This is a genomic window from Sneathia sanguinegens, assembly GCF_001517935.1.
Taxonomy (GTDB): Bacteria; Fusobacteriota; Fusobacteriia; order Fusobacteriales; family Leptotrichiaceae; genus Sneathia; species Sneathia sanguinegens.
The window spans coordinates 52,277-67,200 of sequence record NZ_LOQF01000002.1 but is presented as its reverse complement, the minus strand read 5'-3'; the positions used below and the strand labels follow the sequence as shown (position 1 = coordinate 67,200).

Annotated in this window: 14 protein-coding genes and 4 tRNA genes; 16 read left to right on the top strand and 2 right to left on the bottom strand. The window is 25.9% G+C overall.

The features are described from left to right. The first annotated feature begins 37 nt into the window (after positions 1-37). The 8 genes from prfA to secA are packed head-to-tail and all read left to right on the top strand — an operon-like array spanning position 38 to position 8,040. Positions 38-1,114, top strand: a complete 1,077-nt coding sequence (prfA, locus tag AWT65_RS01235; RefSeq protein WP_066728526.1) for a peptide chain release factor 1 — start codon at positions 38-40, stop codon at positions 1,112-1,114. Next, positions 1,114-2,178: a peptide chain release factor N(5)-glutamine methyltransferase gene (gene prmC, locus AWT65_RS01230; RefSeq protein ID WP_066728524.1), complete on the top strand. Its 1,065-nt coding sequence runs from the start codon at positions 1,114-1,116 to the stop codon at positions 2,176-2,178. The genes prfA and prmC overlap by 1 nt, the downstream gene beginning before the upstream one ends. Then, a complete protein-coding gene (gene queA, locus AWT65_RS01225; protein WP_066728522.1) occupies positions 2,175-3,209 on the top strand; it encodes a tRNA preQ1(34) S-adenosylmethionine ribosyltransferase-isomerase QueA in 1,035 nt (344 codons plus the stop codon). Before prmC ends, queA begins: the two co-directional genes overlap by 4 nt. After that, a complete protein-coding gene (gene rsmD / locus AWT65_RS01220) occupies positions 3,206-3,766 on the top strand; it encodes a 16S rRNA (guanine(966)-N(2))-methyltransferase RsmD (RefSeq protein WP_066728520.1) in 561 nt (186 codons plus the stop codon). Before queA ends, rsmD begins: the two co-directional genes overlap by 4 nt. 1 nt (position 3,767) lies before the next feature. Further along, complete coding sequence (gene xseB / locus AWT65_RS01215; protein WP_066728518.1) at positions 3,768-3,995, top strand: exodeoxyribonuclease VII small subunit; 228 nt, start codon at positions 3,768-3,770, stop codon at positions 3,993-3,995. Further along, the gene (locus AWT65_RS01210; RefSeq protein WP_066728516.1) at positions 3,992-4,777 is read left to right on the top strand and encodes a polyprenyl synthetase family protein; all 786 of its coding nucleotides are present in this window, start codon (positions 3,992-3,994) and stop codon (positions 4,775-4,777) included. Before xseB ends, AWT65_RS01210 begins: the two co-directional genes overlap by 4 nt. After that, positions 4,777-5,475: a purine nucleoside phosphorylase YfiH/LACC1 family protein gene (locus AWT65_RS01205; protein ID WP_066728514.1), complete on the top strand. Its 699-nt coding sequence runs from the start codon at positions 4,777-4,779 to the stop codon at positions 5,473-5,475. The genes AWT65_RS01210 and AWT65_RS01205 overlap by 1 nt, the downstream gene beginning before the upstream one ends. 18 nt (positions 5,476-5,493) lie before the next feature. Continuing rightward, positions 5,494-8,040 (top strand): preprotein translocase subunit SecA, encoded by a 2,547-nt coding sequence (gene secA / locus AWT65_RS01200; RefSeq protein WP_066728512.1) that lies wholly within the window; start codon positions 5,494-5,496, stop codon positions 8,038-8,040. A 39-nt stretch (positions 8,041-8,079) separates the two neighbouring features. On the opposite strand, the gene AWT65_RS01195 is transcribed toward secA, so the two are convergent. Beyond that, positions 8,080-8,709, bottom strand: coding sequence for a YoaK family protein (locus tag AWT65_RS01195; protein ID WP_066728510.1), 630 nt, complete (start codon positions 8,707-8,709; stop codon positions 8,080-8,082). 94 nt (positions 8,710-8,803) lie between these two features. Between AWT65_RS01195 and AWT65_RS01190 the strand changes: the two genes are divergently transcribed. Beyond that, complete coding sequence (locus AWT65_RS01190; RefSeq protein ID WP_066728508.1) at positions 8,804-9,931, top strand: ROK family protein; 1,128 nt, start codon at positions 8,804-8,806, stop codon at positions 9,929-9,931. Between the two features lie 29 nt (positions 9,932-9,960). Here the strand turns inward: AWT65_RS01190 and AWT65_RS01185 are convergent, their stop codons facing one another. Then, positions 9,961-10,680 carry a YebC/PmpR family DNA-binding transcriptional regulator gene (locus AWT65_RS01185; protein ID WP_066728506.1) on the bottom strand — a complete coding sequence of 240 codons (720 nt, stop codon included), beginning with the start codon at positions 10,678-10,680 and terminating at the stop codon, positions 9,961-9,963. 120 nt (positions 10,681-10,800) lie between these two features. Here AWT65_RS01185 and AWT65_RS01180 point away from each other — a divergent pair, with 120 nt between their 5' ends. From AWT65_RS01180 to rlmD, 7 genes are all read left to right on the top strand, one after another. Then, positions 10,801-12,393, top strand: coding sequence for a DNA-directed RNA polymerase subunit alpha C-terminal domain-containing protein (locus tag AWT65_RS01180; RefSeq protein WP_066728504.1), 1,593 nt, complete (start codon positions 10,801-10,803; stop codon positions 12,391-12,393). Positions 12,394-12,409: 16 nt separating this feature from the next. Further along, positions 12,410-12,499: transfer RNA gene (locus AWT65_RS01175), tRNA-Ser, on the top strand. A 2-nt stretch (positions 12,500-12,501) separates the two neighbouring features. Further along, positions 12,502-12,593 (top strand) — tRNA-Ser (locus AWT65_RS01170). A gap of 3 nt (positions 12,594-12,596) precedes the next feature. Beyond that, positions 12,597-12,673: transfer RNA gene (locus tag AWT65_RS01165), tRNA-Arg, on the top strand. 45 nt (positions 12,674-12,718) lie between these two features. After that, positions 12,719-13,408, top strand: coding sequence for a tRNA1(Val) (adenine(37)-N6)-methyltransferase (locus AWT65_RS01160; RefSeq protein ID WP_066728502.1), 690 nt, complete (start codon positions 12,719-12,721; stop codon positions 13,406-13,408). 1 nt (position 13,409) lies between these two features. After that, positions 13,410-13,485 (top strand) — tRNA-Arg (locus tag AWT65_RS01155). Positions 13,486-13,505: 20 nt separating this feature from the next. After that, positions 13,506-14,885 (top strand): 23S rRNA (uracil(1939)-C(5))-methyltransferase RlmD, encoded by a 1,380-nt coding sequence (rlmD, locus tag AWT65_RS01150; protein ID WP_066728500.1) that lies wholly within the window; start codon positions 13,506-13,508, stop codon positions 14,883-14,885. Positions 14,886-14,924: the final 39 nt, after the last annotated feature.

Here is a 14,924-nt window from a genome sequence, read left to right as displayed (position 1 = left end):
ATAATTGTATTAAAAACACTAAAAGAAGGGAAAAAATATGTTTCAAAAATTAGAAGAAGTTGAAAAAAAATATGATGAATTAAATAAACAATTAATGGATCCTAAAATTATGTCAGATCCTAAAAAAATAATGGAATGTAATAAAGCAATAAATGCAATAGAAGATATTGTTGAAAAATATAGAGAATATAAGGCGAAAAATACAGAATTTACTAATTTAAAACAAGATATAAAAGAAGAAAAAGATCATGAAATGAAAGAAATAATGCAAGAGGAAATCAATGATTTAGAAAAAGAAATTCCTAAGATAGAAGATGAACTTAAAATTTTATTATTACCAAAAGATCCAAATGATGAAAAAAATGTAATAGTAGAAATAAGAGCTGCTGCAGGTGGAGATGAAGCTGCCTTATTTGCTGCAGATATTTTTAGAATGTTTACAAGATATGCTGAAAGATGTAGATGGAAAACTGAAGTTTTAGATAAAAATGAAATAGGTGTTGGAGGATTAAAAGAAATAACTTTTATGATAAAAGGTAAGGGAGCTTATTCAAGACTAAAATTTGAAAGTGGAGTTCATAGGGTTCAAAGAGTTCCAGATACTGAATCTTCTGGAAGAATTCATACTTCAACAATAACAGTTGCAGTTTTACCTGAAGTTGAAGATGTAGCTGAAGTTGAAATAAATCCAAGTGATTTAATTATAGATACATATAGATCATCTGGTGCTGGAGGACAACACGTAAACACTACAGATTCAGCAGTTCGTATTACTCATAAACCAACAGGTATTGTTGTAACATCTCAAGACGGAAGATCACAAATAAAAAACAAAGAAGCTGCAATGAAAGTATTAGCTTCAAAATTATTTAATCTTGAAAGAGAAACTCAAAGAAAAGAAATTGAATCTCAAAGAAGAGCACAAGTAGGTATGGGAGATAGATCTGAAAAGATAAGAACATATAATTTCCCACAAGGAAGAGTTACAGATCATAGAATAAAATTAACTTTACATAAATTAGATGCTTTCTTAGATGGAGATTTGGATGAAATGATAAATGCATTAATAGCATATAATCAAGCAGAATTATTACAAACAGTCGGAGATGAATAATGCAAACTTTGTTAGAATTATTAAAAAAAACTGAAGAATATTTGAAAAAAAATAAAGTTGAAAAACCTAGATTAGAAGCTGAAAGAATATTTTCACAATCTTTGAATATTGATAGAATAACTCTTTATACACAGTATGATAGAATTTTAACAAATGAAGAAAAAAATAAAATAAAAACATATATTAATGATACAAAAATAAAAAGTGGTTATTTGAAAGATATATTGGATAGTTCAATAGAATATTTAAAAAAATATAAAATTGATGAGGCAAGATTAATAGCAGAATTAATTTTTTCCAATATATTGAAAATAGATAGAATGCTACTTTTTATGAATTATGATAAAAATATTACGGATAAACAAAAAAATGATATAAGGGAAGCATTAAAAAAAATAGCTATAGATAAATTACCATATCAGTATTTGATAAATCAACAAAATTTTTATGGAAGAAATTTTTATGTTAATAAAGGAGTTCTTATACCAAGATATGATACAGAATGTTTAGTTGAAAATGTAATAAAAAATTTAAAAATAAAAGCACCTTTTATATTAGATATAGGCACAGGCTCAGGGGCAATAGCAATAACATTAGGACTTGAAATTCCAGAAAGTAAGGTATTAGGAATAGATATTTCAGATAAAGCTATAGAAATTTCAAAAAAAAATAGGGATGATTTAGGAGCTAAAAATGTAAAATTTGTTTTATCAGACTTATTTGAAAATGTAAATTTTAAATCGTTTGATATTATTGTTTCTAATCCACCATATATATCAAATGATGAAATAGCTTTGGTCAGTGAACAAACATATATACATGAACCAAAAGAAGCTTTATTTGCTAATGCAGATGGGCTGTATTTTTATTATTTAATAGCAGAAAAAGCTAGAGATTATTTGAAAAATGAGGGTATGCTAGCTTTTGAAATAGGATTTAACCAAGCAGAAGCAGTAAAAAATATTTTATTAGAATTTTCATATAAAGATATAAGGGTCATTAAAGATTTAGATTCTCATGATAGGGTTATATTATGTAAATATGAAGGAAGGGATGACAAATGATAGATATAGAAGAGTTTGATTTTTATTTGCCAAAGGAATTAATAGCACAAAAAGGTTGTGAACCAAGAGATCATTCTAAATTGTTAGCAGTTAATAAAATAACTGGTGAGATAAAGCACAAACATTTTTATGATATAATAGACTTTTTGAATAAGGGTGATGTTTTAGTAATAAATAGAACAAAGGTTATACCAGCTAGATTAATAGGGCATAAAGAAAATGGTGTAGTTATAGAATGTTTATTACTAAAAAGATTAGAATTAAATAAATGGGAAGTTTTATTAAAGCCTGCGAAAAGATTAAAAGTTGGCGATGAATTAATTTTTGTAAAAGATAAATTGAAATTAAAATTATTAGAAATAAAAGAAGATGGAAATAGAATAGTTGAATTTATTTATTCAGGAGTTTTTGAAGAAATATTGGATGAATTAGGAGAGTTGCCATTACCACCATATATACATGAAAAATTAGAAAATAAGAATAGATATCAAACTGTATATGCAAAAGAAGGAGAATCTGTAGCAGCTCCAACAGCAGGCTTACATTTTACAAAAGAATTAATAGAAAAAATAAAAGATAAGGGTGTAATTTTTGCAGAAATTAATTTAACAGTTGGTTTGGGAACATTTAGACCAGTAAAATGTAAAAATATTGAAGAACATATTATGCATACAGAGGAATATGAAGTTCCAGAAGAAACAGCAAAGATAGTTAATTTGGCTAAAAAAGAAGGAAGAAGAGTTATTGCAGTTGGAACTACATCAATTAGAACTTTAGAATCTTCTTTAAATGAAAAAGGAGAATTAATAGCACAAAAAAGTGAAACTGGGATTTTCATATATGGAAACTATAATTTCAAAATTGTTGATGCAGTAATAACAAATTTCCATTTACCAAAATCAACTTTAGTAATGTTGATTTCAGCATTTATGGGTAAGGATAATTTGTTTAATGCATATAAAATTGCAGTAGAGGAAAAATATAGATTCTTTAGCTTAGGAGATGCAATGTATATAGGAGAAAATGTATGAGAATAACTTCAGGAAATTTAAAAAATAGATTAATACTTTCAAGAGAGGGTAGAGATACAAGACCAACTTTGGAAAGATTAAAGGAAGCTATTTATAGTATTATTTATGATAAAATAAATGAAGCTAAATTTTTAGATTTGTATGCAGGTACAGGAAATATGAGTTTTGAAGCCTTATCTAGGGGAGCTAAAAAAGCAATATTAATAGAACAAGATGTAAAAGCTTTAAAAGTAATAATAGATAATGTTGAAAGACTTAACTTATCAAGTAAGTGTAGAGCATATAAAAATAATGTTTTAAGAGCAATAGAAATTTTGGAAAATAAAAATGAGAAATTTGATATAATTTTTATGGATCCACCATATGCAAAAAATTTAACTACAGAAACAATTGAAAAAATATCTGATTGTAATCTTTTAGAAAAAGATGGAGTAATAATTTGTGAACATGGAAAGTATGAAAAATTAGCTGATGAAATAGGACAATTTATAAAATATGATGAAAGAGACTATAATAGAAAAATAGTTACATTTTTTAAATATAAGTTAGGGGAATAAAATGGCTAGAAAAGAGAGCTTTGAAAAGAAAATAGAAAAATTAGAAAATAATATGAAAATTTTAGAAAGTGACATAAGTTTAGAGGAATCATTGAAAATTTATGAAGAAAGTAAAAAAATTTTAGAATCAGCGAATGAACTTTTAGATGAAGCTTCAGGTAAAGTGAAAAAAATAATAGAAAAAACAGATGAAGGATATGAATTAGAAGACTTTAAGGAAAAGAAATGAAAGAATATTTTGAAAAAAAATTAAATGAAGCACTTAGTTATTATAATACTCAAGATAATTTGTATAAGGCAATAGAATATTCAATAAATTCTGGTGGAAAAAGAATAAGACCACTTTTGGTACTATACTTTTCTGAAGTATTGAACATAAAAAAAGATGAAATTGTAGATATAGCAATAGCTATAGAATTTATACATAACTATTCTTTGGTACATGACGACTTACCAGGAATGGATAATGATAAGTATAGAAGAGGCAAACTTACTACTCATGCGAAATTCGGAGAGTATATAGGTATTTTGGTAGGGGATGCTCTACTTACAGAAGCTTTTAGTATAATAGCAAGATCAGAAAAGTTAAAAAATAAGGATAAACTTATAGAATGTTTAAGTAAAAATGCAGGACTTAGAGGTATGGTTCAAGGTCAATATCTTGATATGCAAAATTTAAATAAAAAACTTGATGAAAAAACAATTAATACAATTCATGAATATAAGACTGGGGCCTTAATAAAAGCATGTTTTGAAATGGTAATGATACATAAAGGACTTGAAAATGAAAAATATCTAAAAATAGCTACTTTATTAGGTTTAATTTATCAATTACAGGATGACATTTTTGATTCAAAAAATGAAACTGATAATTCAAATTATGTTAATATATTAGGAGAAATGAAGGCAAAAGAAAAATTAGAAAAATATATCAAAGAGTTAAAAGAGCTTTTACCTACTAACACAAACTTAACCCAATTTATAATGAAAATAATTGAAAGGCAAAAATAATGAAATATATTCATTTTAATGAAATAGAAAAATATGGATATCTTGCAATACAAACAACAAAACAAGCAGGAGATATGAAAGATAAGTTTAATTTAAATAAAATTTTAACAGATTTAAATATTTCTGAAAATTGTATTAAGGGAAATCAAAAACATACAACTAACATATATTGCATAGAAAAAAATGAAAAAGTAGATATAGATGAAAATGAAGTTATAGATGGATTTATCTCAAATGATACTAACTACACTTTAATTACATATTATGCAGATTGTTTACCAATATTCTTATTAGATCCAACAAAGGATGTATTTGGAGTTTTGCATGGAGGTTGGAGAGGAAGTGCAAATAAAATATTGGAAAAAGGTATAGATTTAATGTTAAATAAATATAAATGTAAATTAGAAAATATATTAGTTTGTTTTGGAATAGGAATATCGGGAAGAAATTATGAAATAAAAGAAGATACTGTTGATATTTTGAAAACTTTACTAACTTTTAATAATATGATAACATATAAAGAAGATAAAATATATTTAGATACACAAAAATTAAATGAACAAATAGCAAAAAACTGTGGAATTTTGGAAAAAAATATATTTAAAAATAATTATTGTACTACTGAAGGTGATTTTTATTCATATAGAAAAACTCATACCCCTGAAAGAATGGTAGCAATAATTACAAAAAAAAGATAAATTAGAAAGGGAAGTTAAATGTTTGAGGGAATTTTTAATAAAATGTTTGGTTTGACAGACGAAAAAGTTATTAAAAGAATGAGAAAAAAAGTTGAGAAAATTAACAATATTGAGGAAGAATATATAAAGTTAAGTAATGATGAATTGAAAGATAAGACAAGACAATTAAAAGAAAGATTAGCTAATGGTGAAACTTTAGATGATATTTTAGTTGATGCTTTTGCAACAGTTAGAGAAACTGCAAAAAGAGTTTTAGGAATGAGAGCATATGATGTCCAATTAATTGGTGGTATGATACTTCATGAAGGGAAAATTGCAGAAATGAAAACTGGAGAAGGTAAAACTTTGATGTCAGCATTTCCAGTATATTTAAATGCCTTAACAGGTAAGGGAGTTCATGTTGTTACAGTAAATGATTATTTAGCAAAAAGAGATAGAGATACCATGGGTACAATTTATTCATTTTTAGGTTTGTCTTCAGGTGTTATAATAGCAAATATGGAAAATGACAAAAGAAAAATTGCATACAATTGTGATATAACATATGGAACTAATAATGAATTTGGGTTTGATTATTTGCGTGATAACATGGTACATGAAATGGAAGAAAAAGTTCAAAGAGAATTTAATTTTGCAATTGTCGATGAAGTAGATTCTATACTTATAGATGAAGCAAGAACTCCTTTAATTATTTCTGGTGCTGCAGAAGAAACTACTGAATGGTATGGAACTTTTGCAACAGTAGCAAATAGATTAAAAAGAAGTTATAAGACTGAAAAAATTAAAGATAAAAAGAACACAGTTATACCTGATGAAGATTGGGAAGATTATGAAGTTGATGAAAAAGCTAGAACAGTAACAATAACAGATAAGGGTATAAAAAGTGTTGAAAAAATGCTGAACATAGAAAATCTTTATGCACCTGATTATGTAGAATTGACACATTTCTTAACTCAAGCACTTAAGGCAAAAGAATTATTTAAAAGAGACAAGGATTATATCATAAACCAAAAAGATGAAATAATAATAGTTGACGAACATACAGGTAGACTTATGGATGGAAGACGATATTCAGATGGTTTACACCAAGCAATTGAAGCAAAAGAACATGTAAAAGTTGCCGGAGAAAATCAAACTTTAGCAACAGTTACATTACAAAACTATTTTAGAATGTATGATAAATTGTCAGGTATGACAGGTACTGCAAAAACTGAAGAAGAAGAATTTAGACAAATCTATAATCTTAAAGTTGTAGTAGTTCCTACAAATAAACCAGTTATAAGAAAAGATTTAGCAGATGTAATATATCAAACAAAAAAAGCAAAATATAAGGCAGTTGTAAATAAAATAATTGAATTATTTGAAAAAGGACAACCAGTATTGGTTGGTACAGCTACTATTGCTCATTCAGAAGAATTATCAAGATTATTAACAAAGGCAAAAATACCTCATGAAGTATTGAATGCAAAATATCATGAAAGAGAAGCAGAAATTGTATCTCAAGCAGGTAGATATAAATCAGTTACTATAGCAACAAATATGGCAGGTCGTGGAACAGACATAAAATTGGGTGGAGATCCAGATTCATTAGCAACAAAGGTTGCTGAAAGAGGTACACCTGAATATATAGATGCTTTGAAAATGTATGAAAAAGAATGTGAAGAAAATAGAGAAAAGGTACTAAAAGCTGGAGGCTTATTCATACTTGGAACTGAAAGACATGAAAGTAGAAGAATAGATAATCAATTAAGAGGAAGAGCAGGAAGACAAGGAGATCCAGGAGCATCAGAATTTTATTTATCTTTAGATGATGAATTAATGAGATTGTTTGGTGGAGATAGATTAAAGAAAATAATGGCTATGTTAAAACTTGGCGAAGATGAAGAAATAAGATCTAAAAAAGTATCTAAATCTGTTGAAAATGCTCAAAAAAGAGTAGAAAGTAGAAACTTTGCTACAAGAAAAAGTTTGATTGAATTTGATGATGTAAATAATAAGCAAAGAGAAATTATTTATGCACAAAGAGATAAAATATTAAAAAATGAAAATTTAAGAGATGTAATTTTGGATATGTTATATGGTAATATAGATGACATATTAGAAACTTCTGAAGATAATGAAGAAATAATTGAAAAATTACATAATATATATAATTATGAACCAAGTTTCGATATTAACAAAGAAGAAAAAGAAGGTCTTCTAGATAAGTTATACAAAGAATTAGAAAAAATATATTATTCAAAAGTTGATTTATTTGGAGATGAATATTTTAAGAAAATTGAAAGATATATTATGCTTGAAGTTCTTGATAGTAAATGGAGAGATAATTTAAAGAATTTATCAGAATTAAGAGAAGGTATAAATTTACAATCATATGGTCAAAAAAATCCAGTTAATGAGTATAAAATTGTAAGTGCTGATGTATATAACGATATGATAGAATCAATAAATAGAGATACAACATCATTCTTACTTAGAATTAAACCTCAAGAACCTTCTCACCAAGAAGAACAAAAAGAAGATGGAGAATTTGTTTCAAGAAGAGAAAGAAGAAATAAAAATTAAAATTAAAAAAAAGCTACAACAGTTTAATCTGTTTGTAGCTTAATTTTTATGTACAAGATATCCAACAATTACTATAGGAATTATCATAAGTAAAATTGAAGTTTCTTTTAAAATATTAATTATAAATGTCCCAAAAATAACTCCTGATGCAAAGCTAGAAATTATAAGTGCAAAAATTTTTGCTGTTTCATAATCTTTATAAACTAAATGCTGAATGAATTTTCTAGTATTTCCTGTACACATAGTTGACATATATACTCTTTTTTTTATCTTGGTAAAAGTTTGTATTTGTAAGCCACTTAATGTTGAAATAAAACAAATATCAATAATTATAAATTCTTTACTTCTCAATAAATAAACTAAGACAATTAGTAATATTTCTAAGGGCAATACATATAATCGCCAATGTAAAAGTTTATTTGAAAAATTTTCTCTAATTTTTATTGAAATCATAGTTCCTAAGCAAAAACCAAGAATAGGAAAAATATATTTAATAATTAAAGAATAATTTTTACTAGAAAGATTAAATATCATTAAAACAATATTTCCTGTTATTGTTGTTGCAAATACATGCCCTTTTAATAAAAAAGAATATATTTCTAAAAAACCTCCGATAAAAGTTAAAAGCATAGAAACTTCTGTTGATTCTGATGTTTGTCGTGTTGTCATCTTAAAGCCTCCTATAAAAATAAAAAAAGTTCTTGCAATTATCTACAATCTAGTATATCATTTATTTATAAAAAAATAAATAAAAGGTGATTGAATGAAAAAACTTAATAGTAATGATTACATAGCACTTAATCATATTTTATTAGAAAATAATATGAGTAGAGCTAAATTAGTAGAAGTTTTAGGTTTAACGGCACCAGCTATTTTTAAAATAACTAAAAAATTATTTGATAAAAAATTACTAATATCTACAGGAAAATTGTTACCTTCAAATGGTGGTAGACCTAGAAAAGTTATAACTTTGAATAAAAAATATGGAAAAATTTTAGGAATTTTTCTAAGCGAGGAATATCTATCAATATCAATTTCACATCTTAATGGAGAAATAATTGAAACTAGGCTTAGAAAGAGATCATATGCAACTTTACAAGCTAAATTAATAAAAATGATGTGTGATGAATTAGAATATATGATGGAAAAATATGGAAAAGAAAATATAATAGGTGTCGGTCTTGCGATACCTGGGATAGTTGACTCTGAAAATGGCTTGATTAAAAAATCAACAGTTTTTAAAGGAAGTAATATAAAAATTACAAAATATATAGAGGACATTTTTTCAATACCCTGTGTGATAGAAAATAATATCAGGGCTATGATAAATGCAGAAAAACTATTTGGGACATTGAAAAATAATAAGGATGCTTTTTTTATGTTCTTTAGGAATGGTATAGGATCTGCAATATTAATAAATGATAAAATTTATTCTGGTGTTAATTATTCAGCAGGTCAATTTAACAACACTTATAGTAATACTGAACTTAGTTTGGGAGACTACTGTAATGATTATAATATATTTGATAGATTAACTAAAAAAGGTATGGAAAATGAAATGTTAAAAATTTCAGATATATTTAGGTTAGCAAGTAAAGGTGAATCGCCATATATGGAAATTATAACAGATATAAGTAAGAAAATAGGTTTTGCTTTAGCTAATGTATTAAATCTTTTAGATATAGGGAAAATTGTAATATCTGGTGAAGATCATATAAAATCGGATTATTTTTTAAATCTAATTAAAGAAAATGTTAGAAAAAATGTAGATAGTAATTTATTTTCAAATACAATAATAGAATATTCAAAATTAAATAATGATATAGAGAATTTAGGGGCTTTATCTTTAATAATAAATAATTTATTTAAAGGTAGAACATTGATAAAATAAAAACACAAAGTTTAACACTTTGTGCTTTTTTATAATAAATCCTTACAATTGTGATGAACTTTTTGTACATCATCATTATCTTCAAGTTGATCAATAAGCTTTTGTAGTTTTTCTTTATCAGCTTCAGATACATTTTCAACAACTATGTTAGGAACATAAGTTATGTCTGAATCAATAAATTTATAACCAGCTTCTCTTAATGCTGTACTAACAGCTTCAAAATTTTCTGTAGGAGCTGTAATATAAAAACTATCATCATAAGTTGTAATTTCATCCATTCCAGCATCCAAAGCAACATCCATAATATCGTCTTCAGTAAGATTATCAGTTTTTTCAATTTCTATTGCACCTTTTCTTGTGAACATATAAGATACACAACCAGGAGTACCTACATTTCCACCACATCTATCAAATAAACCTTTTACAGAAGAAGCTGTTCTATTTCTATTATCTGTTAAAATTTCTACTATTACAGCTACACCACCAGGACCATATCCTTCATAATTAAGTGAATCATATGTAACACTTCCATCAGCACCTGAACCTTTTTTAATAGCTCTTTGTATATTGTCATTAGGCATATTTATACTTTTTGCCTTTTCAATAGCATGCTTTAGTGCAACATTGTAATCAGGATCTGCTCCTTCTCTTGCAGCGACGGTAATTAATCTAACATACTTTGTAAATGCAGCTGCTCTTTTCTTATCTTGTGCTTCTTTACGACCAGCTATAGTACCATGTCTTCCCATAATTTCCTCCAATAAAAAATATGTATAATTATAGCATAAAATGAAGAAATTGTAAAATTAAAGCTTAGATAAAGAAAGGTTTTATGGTATAATATACAAAAAAATAGAAGGTTGTTTATTATGAGAGAACTAAAAGATTTGAATTTATCAACAAGGACATATAATGCACTAATTAAAGTTGGTATAACAACTGATACACAAATATTAGAATTAACAGAAAATGATATGAAAAATATTCAAGGAATGGGACAAAAGAGTTTAAAAGAACTATGTGAAGTTAAAGAAAAAATTAAAAAATATGAAAAATATAGTCCAAATTTAATTGAACTTTCAACTTTATTAGAATTAGATATTGAAAGCCTATATATTGTATCATTAGATTATAATAATACATATGAAATATTAAAATTTTTAATATTAAAAAATTCATATTTTAAAAATAAGTTACTAGATTATTTGTATAAATTTCTTTCTTTTTATCCTTATGGAGTATTAAAAGACTGTTTTATTGAAAAATTACCTGTAATATTGCAATATCAAGATATAATAGATGAAGCAATAAGAGAGTTAGAACAAAAAGATCAAGTAGAAATAAGAGATAATTTTCTAATATTGAAAAATATAAAAAGTTTAGAGGAAGAATTAAAACCAATTTTGGATGCTAATAAGATAAAGATTTTTATTGATAGAATTAATGGCAGAACTTTAAATGAAATTGCAAAAGATTTCAATGTTACTAGGGAAAGAATAAGACAAATTGAATGTAAAGTATTATCAATATTAAAAGATAAGAAGCTAGGTTATGATAAATATTTAGAAATTGTACAAAAATATGATTTTAAAAAAGAAGATATTTATAAAATTTTCGGAAAGGAAATCTGTAATTTTATTGAATTAAGATTTGGATTAGACTTTTTAGAAGAAGAAAGAATACCTCTTGAAGAAATTTTAAATGATGTTGAAATATCGAATGATATAAAAAATAAAATAAATAATTTATTGAATGAAGATATTTTAGTTATAGATGGAGAAAAAATAAAATTAACAAAAAAAAGTTTAATGGAATATTTTTTGAAAAAAAATGCCGCAGTTACTATAAATCTTGAAAAATTTAAAGAAATGTATAATGATTTTTTAGATACTTATTGTCAAGGTAAGATTGAAAAACTAAAAAATAGAGATTACGAAAATGCTATAAAAAATAGACCAGATATATTAAGTAAATTAAAAAATACTATAAGATATTATGATATTGAAAATAAAGATATGAAAAAATTTTTGACTGCATTAGAATTAACAAAATATAAAAATATCGAATATTCATCATTGAAAATATTTAGAGATAATTTAGACTTAATGAAGGAATATGATGTGCAAGATGAATATGAACTACATAATTTATTGAAAAAAATTTGTAAGGATAATAAAAATTTTTCAAATATAAAATTTTCTCGTATGCCAATTATACAATTTGGAAAAGTTGATAGAATGAAACAGGCAAAAGATCTATATCTTAAGTTAGCACCTATTAGCTTTGAAGATTTTTCAAAGGAATATGACAGAATTTATGGAATAGATGAGAATACAGTTAAAGCCAATATAGTACCTAGATTAAAGGAAATAAATAACAATGTTGAAGCCATTGAAAAACAAAGTGTTGGACTAATGCATAAAATTAAAAAAATAGTTGACAATATTTTTAAAAAATGGTAGGATAGTTGAGTGTAAAGGGCAGATGTCCGAACTGGCTAAGGAACTGGTCTTGAAAACCAGCGAAGGTGTGAAAGCCGTCTGGGTTCGAATCCCAGTCTGCCCGCCAGTGGTGAAGTGTTAGAGTGGCCGAATATGCTCCCCTGCTAAGGGAGTGTCCAAGTAATATTGGATCGAGGGTTCAAATCCCTCCTTCACCGCCATATGTGCTTCTAGCTCAATGGATTAGAGCGTCTGGCTACGGACCAGAAGGTTACGAGTTCGACTCTTGTGAAGCACGCCATTTTGTACCTTTAGGTACTTTTTTTTTATCGTGGAGGAACTGGACTTGATACAAAAAATTAAGATTAAAGATATTGAATTGATGCAAGATACTGAATTACAATCAATAACCTTAGATTCAGTTGCCTTAGCAGATTTTGTTAAAATAAATAGATGTGCAAAAAAAGTTCTTGAAATAGGTAGTGGCAATGGCGTAATTTCTTTGCTTTTAGCAAAAAAAATGAAAGCAAAAATAGTAGGTGTTGAAATTTTAAAGAAGTCATATGATTTAGCTGTTGAAAATGCAAATAATAATGAAATAAAAAATGTTGAATATATTAATGAGGATATAAAAGAATTTTCTAAACATATTTTTCAAGAATTTGATATAGTAGTTTCAAATCCACCATATTTTTTGGAAAATAACGAAGATCAAATAAAAAAAGATAGTTGTAAAAGAATAGCTAGAAATGAAGAAAATTTAAAAATTGAAGAAATAATAGCTATTTCAAATGTAATTTTAAAAAATAGAGGGCATCTATATTTAATATTTAGAGTAGAAAGATTAGATGAAATTTTAGAATATTTGTTAAGTACAAAATTAGTTGCTAAAGTATTGAAATTTGTGTATACTAAACATGATGCAAAGGCCTTGTTAGTTCTGGTCGATTGTATTAAGGGAGCAAAAAAAGGCTTGGTAGTAGAAGCTCCTTTAAATGTATATGATAGTAGTGTAAAAGAATATTTATATAAATAATGTGCTTCTAGCTCAATGGATAGAGCAGCTGGCTTCGAACCAGAAGGTTACGAGTTCGACTCTTGTGAAGCACGCCATTTTTTTGTAAAGGAATAAAATGAAAAAGGGAGAAAGTGTAAGAATAAAAATAGTAGGAATAAATGAAAGAGGAAAATCCTACGGTTTACTAGAAGATAATAAGGTATATATTAATATAAATGCTGCAAAAGATCAAATAGTTGAGGGTATATTAACAAAAACTAGAAAGAAAAAATATGAACTTAATCATTGTAAAATATTAGATTATGCAGGTAGAACAAATCAAATTTATTCTGAATTAGAAAGACAATGTGGAGGTTGTAACTATCAATATTACACATATGAAGAACAATTAAAATTAAAATGTGAAAATATAAAAAAACTTTTAGATCAAGTAATAAAAAAAGAATATGAATTTCAAGAACCTATACAAAGTGTTGAAAAACAAGGATATAGGAATAAGATGGAATTTAGTTTTGGAAATGAATATTTAGATGGACCAACAATTTTAGGCTTACATAAACAGAATAGTTTTCATGATATAGTAAATGTTAGTGGCTGTAAATTAATGGATGCTAATTTTAACATGATATACAATAAAGTAGATGAAATTTCTAAAAAATTTAATTTGAATTTTTATCACAGACTTAAGCACAAAGGATATTTAAGAAATTTAGTAATTAGAAAAGGAAAAAATGATATATTAGTTAATCTTGTAACTACAAGTCAAATTGATAAAGAAATAGAAGAAAAATATTTAGAAAATTTAAAAGATGAATTATTAAGTTTAAAATTTATTCAAAATTACACAATAACAGGTATATTACATACATTAAATGATGGATTACAAGATATGGTTGTTTCTGAGAAAGAAAATATACTTTATGGGAAAAGAGATATATGTGAAGAATTATTTGACTTAAAATTTGAAATTAGTCCATATAGTTTTTTTCAAACAAATAAGAAAACAATTGAAAAACTTTATTCAAAAGTAATTGAATATATAGGAAATAAAAAAGATAGGGTTGTTTTTGATTTGTTTAGTGGTACAGGAACAATAGGGCAAATAGTATCAAAAAATTGTAAAAAAGTTATAGGTATTGAAATAGTTGAAGAAGCTGTAAAAAAAGCAAAAGCAAATTGTCTATTAAATAATATACAAAATTGTGAATTCATAGCTGGTGATGTTTTTAGTAAATTAGAAAATTTAGAAAAACCAGATTTACTTATTTTAGATCCTCCTAGAAATGGTGTAGGTGAAAAAGTAGTAAAAAAAGTAGCAGAATTTTATTCAACAAATGAAATAATATATGTTTCATGTAATCCAAGAACCTTATGTACAGATTTAAAACAATTTCAAGAATATGGTTATGAAGTAAAAAAAGTATGTATAGTTGATATGTTCCCATTTACTAATCATGTGGAGTGCATAGCGTTGATACAAAGAGTGAAATCGTGAAAATCCTGCATTTTAAGCAGTTTTACAAGCATTATGTAT